This is a genomic window from Promicromonospora sp. NPDC023987, assembly GCF_040639055.1.
Lineage (GTDB): Bacteria > Actinomycetota > Actinomycetes > Actinomycetales > Cellulomonadaceae > Promicromonospora.
In genome coordinates this window covers 1-12,668 of sequence record NZ_JBEZZF010000012.1, presented here as the reverse complement: position 1 = coordinate 12,668, position 12,668 = coordinate 1, and the positions used below count along the sequence as shown (strand labels likewise).

The 12,668-nt window shown below is 69.0% G+C and carries 15 protein-coding genes and 1 pseudogene; 10 read left to right on the top strand and 6 right to left on the bottom strand.

The genetic code is table 11. From position 1 onward, the window contains the following. Window positions 1-47 precede the first annotated feature (47 nt). Window positions 48-431, top strand: coding sequence for a metalloregulator ArsR/SmtB family transcription factor (locus tag AB0F40_RS08070; protein ID WP_357465696.1), 384 nt, complete (start codon window positions 48-50; stop codon window positions 429-431). After that, a pseudogene (locus AB0F40_RS08065) lies at window positions 428-1,350 on the top strand (cation diffusion facilitator family transporter). Before AB0F40_RS08070 ends, AB0F40_RS08065 begins: the two are co-directional and overlap by 4 nt. Window positions 1,351-1,380: 30 nt before the next feature. On the opposite strand, the gene AB0F40_RS08060 reads toward AB0F40_RS08065, so the two are convergent. From AB0F40_RS08060 to AB0F40_RS08045, 4 genes are all read right to left on the bottom strand, one after another. Then, the gene (locus AB0F40_RS08060; protein ID WP_357465605.1) at window positions 1,381-2,109 is read right to left on the bottom strand and encodes a cytochrome c biogenesis protein CcdA; all 729 of its coding nucleotides are present in this window, start codon (window positions 2,107-2,109) and stop codon (window positions 1,381-1,383) included. 7 nt (window positions 2,110-2,116) lie between these two features. After that, a complete protein-coding gene (locus tag AB0F40_RS08055) occupies window positions 2,117-2,695 on the bottom strand; it encodes a thioredoxin domain-containing protein (RefSeq protein ID WP_357465695.1) in 579 nt (192 codons plus the stop codon). 266 nt (window positions 2,696-2,961) lie between these two features. Then, window positions 2,962-3,876 carry a c-type cytochrome biogenesis protein CcsB gene (ccsB, locus tag AB0F40_RS08050; protein WP_357465604.1) on the bottom strand — a complete coding sequence of 305 codons (915 nt, stop codon included), beginning with the start codon at window positions 3,874-3,876 and terminating at the stop codon, window positions 2,962-2,964. A 278-nt stretch (window positions 3,877-4,154) separates the two neighbouring features. Then, window positions 4,155-4,532 carry a hypothetical protein gene (locus AB0F40_RS08045; RefSeq protein ID WP_357465603.1) on the bottom strand — a complete coding sequence of 126 codons (378 nt, stop codon included), beginning with the start codon at window positions 4,530-4,532 and terminating at the stop codon, window positions 4,155-4,157. Between the two features lie 211 nt (window positions 4,533-4,743). Between AB0F40_RS08045 and AB0F40_RS08040 the strand changes: the two genes are divergently transcribed. The 5 genes from AB0F40_RS08040 to AB0F40_RS08020 all read left to right on the top strand — a co-directional run bounded on the left by AB0F40_RS08040 (window position 4,744) and on the right by AB0F40_RS08020 (window position 8,608). Further along, entirely contained in the window at window positions 4,744-5,187 is a 444-nt protein-coding gene (locus AB0F40_RS08040) for a hypothetical protein (protein WP_357465602.1), read from the top strand. Window positions 5,188-5,297: 110 nt separating this feature from the next. Next, a complete protein-coding gene (locus tag AB0F40_RS08035; RefSeq protein ID WP_357465601.1) occupies window positions 5,298-6,059 on the top strand; it encodes a C40 family peptidase in 762 nt (253 codons plus the stop codon). Window positions 6,060-6,180: 121 nt separating this feature from the next. Then, window positions 6,181-6,906 (top strand): copper resistance protein CopC, encoded by a 726-nt coding sequence (locus tag AB0F40_RS08030; protein ID WP_357465600.1) that lies wholly within the window; start codon window positions 6,181-6,183, stop codon window positions 6,904-6,906. 26 nt (window positions 6,907-6,932) lie between these two features. Then, complete coding sequence (locus tag AB0F40_RS08025; RefSeq protein WP_357465694.1) at window positions 6,933-7,913, top strand: cytochrome c oxidase assembly protein; 981 nt, start codon at window positions 6,933-6,935, stop codon at window positions 7,911-7,913. A gap of 44 nt (window positions 7,914-7,957) precedes the next feature. Next, window positions 7,958-8,608, top strand: coding sequence for a TlpA disulfide reductase family protein (locus AB0F40_RS08020; RefSeq protein WP_357465599.1), 651 nt, complete (start codon window positions 7,958-7,960; stop codon window positions 8,606-8,608). Window positions 8,609-8,627: 19 nt separating this feature from the next. Here the strand turns inward: AB0F40_RS08020 and AB0F40_RS08015 are convergent, their stop codons facing one another. Together AB0F40_RS08015 and AB0F40_RS08010 are read right to left on the bottom strand one after the other, a co-directional pair. Next, window positions 8,628-9,386, bottom strand: a complete 759-nt coding sequence (locus AB0F40_RS08015) for a cation transporter (RefSeq protein WP_357465598.1) — start codon at window positions 9,384-9,386, stop codon at window positions 8,628-8,630. Beyond that, complete coding sequence (locus AB0F40_RS08010) at window positions 9,383-9,718, bottom strand: metalloregulator ArsR/SmtB family transcription factor (RefSeq protein WP_357465693.1); 336 nt, start codon at window positions 9,716-9,718, stop codon at window positions 9,383-9,385. The genes AB0F40_RS08015 and AB0F40_RS08010 overlap by 4 nt, the downstream gene beginning before the upstream one ends. A gap of 72 nt (window positions 9,719-9,790) precedes the next feature. On the opposite strand from AB0F40_RS08010, the gene AB0F40_RS08005 reads away from it, so the two are divergent. From AB0F40_RS08005 to AB0F40_RS07995, 3 genes are all read left to right on the top strand, one after another. After that, window positions 9,791-10,888, top strand: coding sequence for an NAD(P)/FAD-dependent oxidoreductase (locus AB0F40_RS08005; protein ID WP_357465597.1), 1,098 nt, complete (start codon window positions 9,791-9,793; stop codon window positions 10,886-10,888). Between the two features lie 183 nt (window positions 10,889-11,071). Continuing rightward, window positions 11,072-11,407, top strand: coding sequence for a zf-HC2 domain-containing protein (locus AB0F40_RS08000; RefSeq protein WP_357465596.1), 336 nt, complete (start codon window positions 11,072-11,074; stop codon window positions 11,405-11,407). Between the two features lie 845 nt (window positions 11,408-12,252). Continuing rightward, on the top strand, window positions 12,253-12,603 hold the full coding sequence (locus AB0F40_RS07995) for a DUF305 domain-containing protein (RefSeq protein WP_357465595.1): 351 nt from the start codon (window positions 12,253-12,255) through the stop codon (window positions 12,601-12,603). Window positions 12,604-12,668 lie beyond the last annotated feature (65 nt).

The window sequence follows — 12,668 nt, the reverse complement described above, 5'->3', positions numbered from 1 at the left end:
CCCACGATGGACACCACGCCCCTGGGCGCTATCATCGTCACATGACGATGCAACGTGCGGTGCAGACCTCTGCCGAGATCGAAGTACCGCTCGACGAGGCGGCGGCGGTGTCGCCGGCCGCCGCGCTCTACCGGGCGCTGAGCGAGCCGACCCGGCTGCTCATCGTGCAGCACCTGTTCTCCGGTGAGCACCGGGTCAGGGAACTGACCGAGCACCTGGGCCTGGCGCAAAGCACAGTCAGCGCCCACCTCGCGTGCCTGCGTGAGTGCGGACTGGTCGAGTCCCGCGCCGAAGGCCGGGCCTCGGTGTTCTCGCTCGTCGATCCCGAGCGGCTGGTGTCGCTGTTCGCCGTCACCGAGGGACTGCTGGCAGCCACCGGGTCGGCCGTGACGTTGTGCACGCACCTCGGCCCGCAGGAGCGTGCCGTATGAGTCACAACCACGATCACGGTGGCATGGGCGCCGAGGACCATCGCGGACGGCTGGCGATCGCGTTCGGGATCACCGCCGCCATCCTGATCGCACAGGCGGTCGGAGCGCTGTTGACGGGCAGCTTGGCCCTGCTGGTCGACACCGCACACATGCTCACCGACGCCTCCGGCCTGCTCCTGGCCCTGCTCACCGCCTCGCTGACCCTGCGCGCCCGGCCTCCTCACGCCGCACCTGGGGTTACCGTCGCGCAGAAGTCCTCGCCGCGCTCGGCCAGGCCGCAGTCCTCCTCGCCGTGGGCGTCTACGTCCTGGTCGAAGGCGTGCAACGGCTCTTCAGCCCGCCAGAGATACCGTCCACCGAGCTGATCATCTTCGGCGTCATCGGCCTGACCGGCAACATCGCCTCGATGCTGGTCTTGGCCAGCCGGCGCTCGGCCAACTTCAACCTGCGGGCCGCGTTCCTCGAAGTCCTGAACGACGCACTCGGATCGGTCGGCGTGATCATCGCGGCGGTCGTGATCGCCACCACCGGCTGGCAGCAGGCCGACGCCATCGCAGGCCTGCTCATCGGCGCCCTGATCCTGCCTCGGGCGGTCAAGCTGCTGCGAGAGACCGCGTCCGTGCTGCTGGAGACCACACCGCCCGGTCTCGACCTCGACCAGGTCAGGGCCCACCTGCTCCAGGCCGACCACGTCCGCGAGGTGCACGACATGCACGCCTCGCTCATCGCTACCGGCCTGCCCGTCCTCAGCGCCCACGTGGTGGTCGACGAAGCGTGTTTCAACGACGGCCACGCTCCACGGATCCTGGACGGCCTCCAGGAGTGCGTCGCCACGCACTTCGATGTCCCCGTCGAGCACTCAACCTTCCAGATCGAACCCACTACCCACCGCGACCACGAAGCACCCAGCCACGCCTGACGGACGTGGTCCCTCTGGTCGCGGTGGGTCTCAGATGGGGGTGACGAAGCCGCCGACCCAGCCCTGCATCGCGCCCATCAGGCCACTCCATAGGCCGGTGACCATCGCGAGCCCGATGAGCATCAGCACGGCCCCGCCGGTCAGGTTGATCGCGCGGACGTGGGTGCGCAGGAACGTGGTCGAGCGGCGTGCCCAGCCGAAGCCCCAGGCCAGTGCCAAGAAGGGCACACCCAGGCCGAGGCAGTAGGCCAGGGCGAGCAGCGCACCGCGGGCCGCGGTCCCGGTATCGACGCTCAGGGCCGAGATCGCTACGAGGGTCGGGCCCAGGCAGGGCGTCCAGCCCAGGCCGAACACGATGCCCAGCACGGGCGCACCGGCCAGCCCGACCCGGGGCTTCCAGGACGGGCGGACGGTGCGTTGTAGCGGTCCGACCTGGCCGATGAACACCAGCCCCATCAGGAACACGACGACGCCGAGGATCTGCAGGAGGAACCCCTGGCGCTGTACGAGCCAGGACCCCAGCGCCCCGAACAGGGCCCCGTAGGCGACGAACACGATCGTGAAGCCCGCGATGAACAGCCCCACCCCCGCCAGGAGGCGTCGCCTGGAGCTGTCCTGGCCCATGCCGCCGACGTACCCGAGGTACCCGGGCACCAGGGGCAGGATGCAGGGCGAGGCGAACGACACCAGCCCCGCGAGCATCGCTAGCGGAATGGCGAGCAGCAGGCCGCCGGAGAAGACGACCTCCGGGATGCTCATCGTCGGCTCATTCCTCGATCGCAGCCTGCACGGCTGCGATGAGGTCGTCCGGGGTCTCGACCTGGAGCCGTTCGCCGTCCAGGAAGAACGTCGGGGTGCCTTCCACGCCGAGCGCTTGGCCTTCGTCGAAGTCGGCCTGGACTCGTTCGGTGGTGGCGGGGTCGGCGACGGCGGCGTCGAAGGCGTCCATGTCCAGGCCGAGGTCCTGCGCGAAGCCACGGAACACCTCCGTCTTGGAGTCCTGGGACTCGCCCCACTCGGCCTGCGTCTCGTACATCCGCTGGTACATGGGCTCCAGCTGCCCCTGACCGGCGGCGGCCTCGACGGCGACGGCGGCGGTGGTGGAGTTGGTGTGCCCGGGGATCGGGAAGTACCGCATCACGAGCGTGAGCTCGTCGGCGTTCTCCTCGCGCAGCTGTTCGACCGTGGGGTAGTAGGCGCGGCAGACCTCGCACTCGAAGTCGAGGAATTCCACCAGGACCGCCTTCTCGTCGGGTGCCTCGTTCAGGACGTGGCTGTTCTCCCGTACGACCTGCGCCTCGGAGGCCGGCGTGTCGGGCCGGGAGGACAGGATGGCCGCGACCAGGAGCCCTATCAGGGCGAGTACCCCGACGAGCAGGACGAGCTGAAGCAGACGCTGGGTGGTCAGGCGCTGCTTGGCCGGGCGCTTGGGTGCCGGGCCCTTAGGTGCCGGGCGCTTGTTCGAAGGATTCTTGGTTGCGGGACGCTTGGTGGGCACGGGTTCCTCTGTGGGTAGCGGGAAAGGGGGACTGATGGTGTGGCGGATGCTGGCGGCGGTCACGTTCGCCGGCGTGGGTACCGCCGGTGAGCGTGACCGGGTGGGGTGGACGCTCATCCGGCGGTCAGCCCGGAGTATGAGTGCTTGCCGTTGATGATCAGGTTCACCACGGTGAAGTTGAACAGCACGCAGGCGTAGCCCACCAGCACGAAGTAGGCGGCTCTGCGGCCGCTCCAGCCGCGGGTGGTGCGGGCGTGGAGATAGGCCGCGTAGACGACCCAGATGATGAAGGTCCACACCTCCTTGGGGTCCCACCCCCAGTACCGTCCCCAGGCGCTCTCAGCCCAGATCGCTCCGCCGATGAGCGTGAAGGTCCAGGCTACGAACCCGACGGCGTTGAGCCGGAACGACAGTGCCTCCAGCGTGTTGGCGGAGGGCAGGTTCTCGAGCCAGCGCCACCCGTTCCGCCCTGTCAGTGCGCCGCCTTCGTCGCGGGAGTCGCGCAGGAGCTGCAGCGAGGAGATGAGGAAGCTGACGGTGAAGATCCCTGCTGCGCCCACCGCGACGCCGACATGGATAACCAGCCAGTAAGACTGCAGGGCCGGGAACAGACCGGTCGCCGGTAGGTAGAACGCGTTGACGGCCAGGACCAGGAACAGCGTCGCGGTGCCCGTGACGAAGGTGCCCAGGAAACGTACGTCTCGGCGGAGGTTGAGCAGGACGAACGCGAGCAATGACGCGCAGGCTCCCACGAGCGTGAACTCGTACATGTTCGACCATGGGGTACGGCCGGCTGCCACGCCGCGCAGCACGATGGCCGCGAGGAGCAATGCCGTGGCCAGCCAGGTGGTGGACACGCCGACGCCTGCTGCGCGCCGGGGCGCCGTCATCGCGGTCGCGGTGGTGAGAGCGGGTGCTGCGCGATGCTCGGCTTGTCGTGAGAGGTCGATCGCGAAGGCGATGAGTGCCACCACTAGCGCGGTGGCCGTCGACCAGACAAGGAGCACGCTCAGGGTGGAGATCTCCATCCAGGGTCCCTTCAAAGGATCAGCCATGCCCGGCACGAGGCGGGACAGGGCGTTACACAGTCATCAGTGGTGCTCCGACCTGGTGCTGCTCCGGCGTGGTAGGCGCGCCAAGAGCACGCGAGTCGCGTCGGGGGCAGGTCGGGAGTGCGTCGGGGCCGGCCACGAGCTGGGCCTGGCACCGACCCGGGCCGTCAGCAGCCTGGCTGCGGCTGAGCGCAGTGGCGGCTACGGGCTCAGCGAGACGAGGGAGCGTTTCATCATCGAAACGCTCGCACCTTCTACCGCTGGCACACGCCCCACGACAACGGGCTCGCCAAGGATACTGGGGAGCAGTAACGCGGCACCCGGGACGGCAGCGTGGCCATCTTGAGGCGACGACTCTGCCGGCGCAGCGGTACACCTCGCCCGGTCACCAGGAGGGCAGCGACCGCGACGATGGCGCACAAGCACAGCAGGCTGATCGTGTCGTGGGTGTGCGAGCCGGCGTCGTCGGTCGTGACGTGGGTCGCGGCGTCGGGCCATGTCACCGGTTCGACAGCAGGTAAAGCTGCCACCGCCGCGGCCGGGGTCGCTGGCCCTGACGCGGCAACGCCCAGTACGCCGGTCAGGGCGAGCAGCGCGATGACGAGGACGCGTTGCACAGTGTTGGAGCGCACAGCGTTCGAATCTGCTCGCCGTCGGACCGGGACACCCATAGTGAGAGCATCCTAGAGGGCAGAGCCTCTGTGCTCCCAACGAGGCCCGGGATCCGGCGCGGACGCGGCTGCCTCGCACCAGGCGACCCAGCCCTGGTGATGGAGGCGGGCAGATCGCCTCCCGGCGCGGTGGTGCCCGTCGCCGTGCCCGTTCCGTTACTGTGGGTCCGCCATGAGTTCGACACGTAGCCTCCGTTCACTGCTCGCCGGTCCTCGGCGAGAGTCGGCGAGCGGCCTGACGGTCCTGCTCCTCGTGCTCGCCGTCCTCAGCGTGCATTTCCTGTGCAGCGCCCACCTGGACGAGCAGGCACCGCGTGCGGGGCACTCGCACGCGGCCGCCATGCAGGGCTCCGGGCAGGTGGCGCCACCTGCTGGAGCGTTGGCCGCCGAGGCCGCTCGTGCACCTCTGGGCGATGGTTCACATGGCTGCTCGGACCATCACTCGGCAACGGCGCAGTGTGACCCGGTCCTTCCCTCGACGCCCGAGACGGCCATGGCACCGGACCCTGCCGTGCTCTGGGCGGCGTCCGACCCGGCATATCACGCGCTCCCGGCCTGGTCAGGCGTGGCTGTCGCGGCGCCGTCACTGACCGCACTGGGGATCTCCCGGACGTAGACGGCCACACCCTGTCGACACCACCCGCTTGGGGTGTCGTCCGGTTCAGCGCCGACCCGGCACAGGGTCGCGCGTGTGGTCCTACTCCGATCAGAAAGGTCCCCGCTTTCATGGAGCCCAGCTTCAGCCCGACCACGACCACCACTGGTCGTGGTCGTCACCGGGCGGTCCGCCGCCCCGTCCTGGCTAGCGTCGCCCGAGCCACGACCGAGCACGTGACCGCGTTCGCCGGCCGCACGGCTGTGGTCGCCGCGGCCGGTTCCGGCGTGCTGCTGTCCCTCGTCGCCACACCGGCCCAGGCCGCGCCCGCCACCACGTCGGTCAACACGTCACTGGCTGGTAAGCCCGCCCAGGCCACGCTCAACGCGACGGACCTGAACGCCCTGACCACCCAGGCCCGCCAGGCCGTCGCCGAGGCATCCGTCGTCACGGTCGCTCCGGATGCCCAGCTGAAGGTCGAGACAGCTGTGGTCTCGGTCGTCTCGGCCCAGGAGAACGAGGAGTACCAGGAGCAGGTCACCGCCGAGGAAGCCGCCAAGGTGGGTTCGGCAGTCGTGTCGATCGGCATGCGGTACCTCGGGGTGCCGTACGTCTGGGGAGGCTCGACCCCCGCGGGGTTCGACTGCTCCGGGTTTACGTCGTACGTCTACGCGCAGGTCGGGATCATTCTGCCGCGCACCTCGTCCGAGCAGCGGTACGCCGGTTCCGAGGTGTCCTGGTCCGAAGCACAGCCGGGTGACCTGATCTGGTCGCCCGGGCACATCGCGATCTACGCCGGCGACGGCATGCAGATCGAAGCCCCGGTCCCTGGCCAGTCCGTCCGGTACACCAGCATCTGGCAGTCCAACCCGACCTTCCTGCGCGTCGGGTGACCCGGCGTCGGTGAGGGAGCAAGCGCCCCTCACCGACGGCCCGGCGTCCACAGTCACGATCCGGACAGGTGGCCCTGTATCGGGCCTGGACCTGTCATGCCCCGTCCATGCGAAAGACACCATGCACACCCACGACACGACCATTCCGCCCGCGTCCACCAGGCCACGGCCCCGGCCACGGCATCACGCCCGTACCTACGGTGCTGCACTCTTTGCGGTCGGACTGCTCCTGCTCGCCGCGCCACCCGCGGCAGCGCACGACCAGCTGCTGTCCTCCACCCCGGCCGACGGCACGACTATCACTACACTGCCGTCAGAGATCGTCCTGACCCTGTCCGAGGCGCCGCTGGCCACCGGGGCACAGGTCGTCATCACCGCCACCGACGGCGAGATGGTCGCTACCGGTGCGGTCAGCGTGGACGAGGCGACCTCCACCGTCACGGTCCCGGTGACCGGCCAAGGGCCGGCCGGCGCGTACACGGTGGCCTGGCACGTGGTCTCCTCCGACGGTCACCCCATCGAAGGCGCCTTCGAGTTCAGCCTCGAACCGGCCAGCACGTCGAACAGCGAGGCGTCGCCGTCCCCGGAAGCGGCGAACGCCAGCCCAGGGTCCTCCAGTACCCCCACAGCCCAGGACCTACAGGAGCCGACATCCCCCGCGACGCAGGGGCCGGCGGGCGCGACGGACTCGCATGAGGACGGGGGAACCTCCGACCCGGTCGTGGTGGTGGCGGGCGGTATAGCCATCGCGGTCGCGATCCTGGTCGTGGTCACGTACGCGACCCGACGCCGAGACCACGACTCCGAACCGGCTGACTCTGCTAGCAGCTCCGACGCGGCGGAATGATTCCGGCCAGCGCCCCGGCCGGGGCAATGACCGGGGCTGCGGCTGGTATCGCGTCCCACGTCGACGGCCCGGTCTGGATCCCGACCGCTCCGCCGTCCTGGGAGACGTACCTGGCGCCCACGATCCAGCCGGTCCCCGTGATCCCGGTCATCGGGCTGGTCCTGGCTGCTCTCTACCTGGCCGGGACGATCCGGGTCTGGGCTACGGGGAGGCGGTGGTCGCCGTGGGCGACGCTGTCGTTCCTGACCGGGTGCGCGGTGCTGGTGGTCGTCATGGGCGCAGGGGTGGAGGGGTACGGGCTGGAGATGTTCTCCGTGTTCATGTTCCAGCAGCTCACCCTGATGATGGCCATCCCGCCCCTGCTCGTGCTCGGCCGGCCCGGTACGCTCCTGCTGCGCGCCATGCCCCACCACGGTCTCGGCAGGGCGGTGCTGGTCGCTGCCCGGTGGGGGTTGCGCTCGGGGGTCGGGCGGGTGCTCCTGCACCCGGCGCTGATGATCCCGGTGTTTCTGCTGTGCTTCTACGCGCTGTACTTCAGCTCGCTGGCCGGGCGTCTGCTCAGCACCTGGACCGGCCATCTGGGCCTGGAGCTGCTGTTCCTGATCGCGGGGATCCTGTTCACGGTCCCGGTGCTGTCTCGTGATCCGCTGCCCAGCCCTCAGGGGCACCTGGGCCGGGCGGCCGACATGTTCATCGAGATGCCGACCCACGCGTTCTTCGGCGTCATCGTCATGATGTCCACCACCCCCATGGTCAGCGCCTTCACCCACCCGCCACAGTCCTGGGGCATCGACGTGATGGCCGACCAGGTCACCGCCGGAGGCTTGGCCTGGTCCTACGGCGAGCTGCCCGCGCTGATCGTGCTGCTGATCATCTTCGTGCGCTGGCGCAAGGATGAGTCCCGGCAGACTGCCGCCGCCGACCACCGCACCCTGCACGAAGACCCGGAGCTGGACGCCTACAACGCCTACCTCCAGCAGCTGGCCGAACGCGACCGACGATCGTGACAAGCAATACCCGAAATGGTGGAACCTCCAGGAGGAGCGCAGTTATGAGCATGGTGAGAGCCCCGTGGCGTGGGGTGAAGACACCGGGGGTGCTTCGGCGCGCTCCGGCGATGGTCGCGTTCTGCGCGGGTCTGGCCGTGCTGCTTGCCGGGTGTGCGACGGCGGCGCCGTCGGGTGCCGGCCAGGTCGCCGACCAGGGCTTCGTGTCCGGCGACGGGTCGGTACGAACCTGGGACCCGGGTGACCGCGACGGTCCGGTACGTGTGACCGGGACCGCGTTCGACGGTCAGGAGATCGACACGGACGACTGGGATGCCGAGGTTCTGGTCCTGAACACCTGGTATGCCGCGTGCCCGCCGTGCCGCGCGGAGGCACCGGACCTAGCGGCCGTGGCCGAGCAGCTCGAGCCGGACGGGGTGCGGTTCCTGGGGATCAACACCGAGGACGAGGCGCCGACCGCTCAGGCTTTCGAGCGGACGTTCACCGTCCCCTACCCCAGCATCGGGGACCGCAGCGGGCGGGTCGTGGCCGAGCTGAACGGCGTCGTCCCGCTGCAGGCGGTCCCGACCACCGTCGTGGTCGACAAGGACGGGATGGTGGCCGCACGCGTCATCGGTCAGATCGAGCGATCCACCCTGGAGAGCCTGGTCGAGGACGTGCTGGCCGAGGAAGAGCCCACTGGCGACGGTTCGTGAGAACCCGTCGACGACGTCGTCAGTCCCGGTTCGTCGGTGTGCAGCATCCATCGGCGCAACCCTCGGATGCGCCGGCCCCCGACGCGCCGGCCCCGGGCGTGATGGCCTCGGTCGTGCTGGCGTCGGTTGTGACCAGGGCGCTGACGGGGCTGCAGCAGGCATCGCCGCGCCAGGCCTCGATGCCTTCCTTGACGGCGACACCCGCGATGACGAGGGCTGCCAGGGGGTCGGCCCAGGTCCAGCCGAGGGCGGAGTTGAGGAGCAGCCCGACCAGGAGCACCGCGGAGAGGTAGGTGCACAGCATCGTCTGCTTGGAGTCCGCCACCGCGGAGGCCGAGCCGAGCTCTCGCCCGGTGCGGCGTTCGAACCAGGACAGGAACGGCATGACCGCCAGGCTCACGGCCGCCAGCACGATCCCGACCGTGGAGTGATCCGGTTCGGTCCCGCCCAGGAGGGTGCGGGCGGCGTCGACGGTGACGAACAGCGCCAGGCCGAAGAACGACCATGCGATCACCCGCATCGCGACACGCTCACGACGGTGCGGGTCGGGCGCGGCGAACTGCCACGCAACCGCTGCGGCCGAGAGGACCTCGACGATGGAGTCCAGGCCGAAGCCGACCAGCGCCGCCGAGGACGCGATACGCCCGGCGGTGATGGCGACGAGCGCCTCGATGACGTTGTAGGTGATCGTTGCGGCAACGATCCACCGCACCCGGCGCTCCAGCAAGGATCGGCGGGCAGAGCTCAGCGGACGCGGGCCAAGTCTGATGGCGGTCATGAGCAGGTGCATCCTCCGGGCGAGCAGCAGGTCGGATCGACGGTCACGACGAGCTTGAGCAAGCCGTCCAGCGCCGGGGCAAGGTGCGGGTCCGCGAGGCGGTACCAGGTGCGGCGCCCTTCCGGGATCGCCTCCACCAGCCCGCAACCGCGCAGGCATGCGAGCTGGTTGGACATCACCTGCCGCGAGACGCCCAGCGCGGTGGCCAGGTCCGACGGGAACGCCGGTGCCTCCCGCAAGGTCAGCATGATCCGCGCCCGTGTCTCGTCCGACAACGCGTGCCCCAGCCGTGCCAGCGCCGCGGTGTGCGTCAGCGTCACCGTCTCGCTCATCGGCAGCCTGATCGGTTCCCCGGTCTTCTCCACGACCCAGACAGTACATGATCCCGTGTACTGTCTGGCGTCATGAGCAACCGGGAGCAGCGGGACGTGGTGGTGATCGGTGCCGGGCAGTCCGGGCTCGCCCTGGGCTACTACCTGACCCGAGCCGGTATGGACGTCCTGATCCTGGACCGTGCCGCGCAGGTCGGCGCGAGCTGGTCCCGGCGTTGGGACTCGCTGCGGTTGTTCACCCCGGCCCGGTACGACGCACTGCCTGGCGCGACGTTTCCCGGTCAGCCGTGGTCCTATCCGGGCAAGGACGACGTCGCCACCTACCTGGCCGCCTACGCCGAACGGTTCGGCTTACCCGTGCGCACCGGCGCCGACGTCATCGCGCTGGACGGAACCCGTGGCGCATTCGAGGTCCGAGTGAGCGATGGCGAGATGATCCGCGCCAAGCAGGTCGTGGTGGCCACCGGAGCATTCGGCACGCCGTGGATCCCACCGTTCGCCACCGACCTCGACAGCGAGGTGGTGCAGGTGCACACGGACGCCTACCGCAACCCGGCCCAGCTCCCGCCCGGCCGTGTGGTCGTGGTCGGGGGCGGCAACTCCGGCTTCCAGATCGCGCTCGAGCTCGCACACACAGGCCGCGACGTGCACCTGGCCGAAGGCACACGCCTACGCGCCCTGCCGCAGCGGCCAGCCGGGCGGGACCTGTTCTGGTGGCTCACCGTCACCGGCGCCATCCACGCACCCGCCACCTCACCCGTCGGCCGGCGGCTGCGCGCCAACGAACCCGTCATCGGCACCACCCGCCACCAGCTGCGCCGAGCCGGGGTCACGTTCCGCCCGCGGGCTACATCTGCCCACGGTGACACGATCACGTTCGCCGACGCCACCACCGCCCAACCAGCTGCCGTCGTCTGGGCCACCGGCTACCGATACGACGACCGCTGGATCACCACCCCCGGCGCGCTCGACATCACTGGGACCCTCCTCGTGGACGACGTCGCCACACCCGTGCCGGGCCTGTACGCGCTCGGCCGTCCGTGGCAGCGCAGCCGGGGCTCAGCACTCCTAGGATACGTCCGCTACGACGCGCATCGGCTGGCGCAAAGGATCACGGCCGAGGCAAGCCCGGAAGCCATGCCCAACGCGACGGCCGCCGAGCCTCAGTGACGAGCACCGCCAGAGGGAGAACCGATGTCGGTGAGCGCCCGGAACAAACGGGATATCACACCTAAATTTCGATGAATCCTCATCCACGACGAAACTAGGGCCCAGCCGGTCAAGACCGGACGCAGTGTGCACAGGGGGCAACTCGCGTGACCGTCACGGACGATCTGGATATCACCGACCTGCGTGCTTGACGCCGAAGCCCCGGCCGACAGCTCCATGGTCGGCTCCGCACTGTCCGACCTGGAGTTGGCCGGCGCCGCAGCCCCTGCCGCCGGCGTCCGCGGCTTCAATGAGCCCAGATGCCGCTCTACCCGCGCGGCCATGCACGACTACCTCGCCAGATGCCTCCAGCCGCGCCGTGCACGCCGCTTGGAAGCCCACATGGACGGCTGCGCCGGGTGCATCCGCGCCTTCATCGACATCCGCGAGGCCGGCTGGACACGCCGCACCATGGCCGACTCCGCAACACTGACCGTGACACGCGCCGACACCACCGAACGCCTCACAGGCACGTCATAACGACGACTCCCCCACCAGCTGTTCGGCCCTCGAACCGATCCATGGCCGAAGAGCACACACTGGCACTCCAGCAGAGGCCCGATGGCCTATCATCTCGCCAGACACGAACCGGTTCGGACCAACTGACCTGGTCCTATCCGCCAAGCTCCTGTGAGACCTCGGGTTTGGTGAGCGTTCAGGCTCGGGGCGAGACCTGGAGAGCGGATTCACGAGCAACACGAGCAAGGCCGGCAAGATCACGGTGGCGGATGTGGTATCGGCGGGCACGGCCGAGGCGGCGGGGCCGCGGGCTGAGCGGGCCAAGCGTCGGACGTTCCCCGCGGAGTACAAGCGGCAGATCGTCCAGGAGTACGGCGCGGCACCGGTCGAGGCGAAGGTGCGGTGTTGCGGCGGGAGCGGTTGTACGACTCCCATGTCCAGGAGTGGCGGGCTGCGATCGAGGCAGGGACCCTGGAGCGGTCCTCGGCGGGGCAATCCAGGGTCGAAAGAGCGGGATCTCAAATCCCGTTCGTTGGCGACTGGCCGGACCGTCCGAGTGCGAGCGTTCATGGCGCTCTATAGCGTGGTTCGCCTGGCCAGTGACACGCCGCTCCAGAGGAGAGCCATGCGACTACAGCCATGCTCAAAGCCTATCCGGCCAGCATCAATCCTGACCGGACGCTTCTCGGGTGTGATCGATGAAGCCGCCTGCATCAAGTTGCTGAGTGCCGTCTCCTGACAGGAATGGGGTTGGTTCGAGGCCGATCGAGGAAGCGAAGTTTCCGTGAACCCAGTGAGGAGTCCGACCTGTGTCGACGAAAGAACCTGACAAGCACGCCGAGCAGCACCAGTCTCATGGTTCGAGGATGTACCTGCGGTTCGCAGCGATGATCCTCACCGCGATGGTAGTCATGTACTGGACCATGTTCGTCAGCTCGTGGGAATGGAGCCACGTGCGCTTCAGCCAGAGCCGCGTGTTCATGGCTCTCACCATGGGCGGCGCGATGGGCCTGGTGATGCTCGCGTGGATGCTCAACATGTACAAGAGCGCCAAGGCCAACGTCGCGGTGGTAGGGGTGAGTGTTCTGCTTCTGGGTGGCGGAGCGTTCCTGGACCGCAGTCAGGTCACGGTGGATGACACCGCGTTCATGCGCGCGATGATCCCCCACCACTCCCTGGCCATCACCGGGACTGCCCCAGGAACGGTTGACATCTGATCTGTACCGGCCTGAGGTCGGTGCTGGAAGGATGTTGTTGTGCCCAAGGCTTACCCACCCGAGTT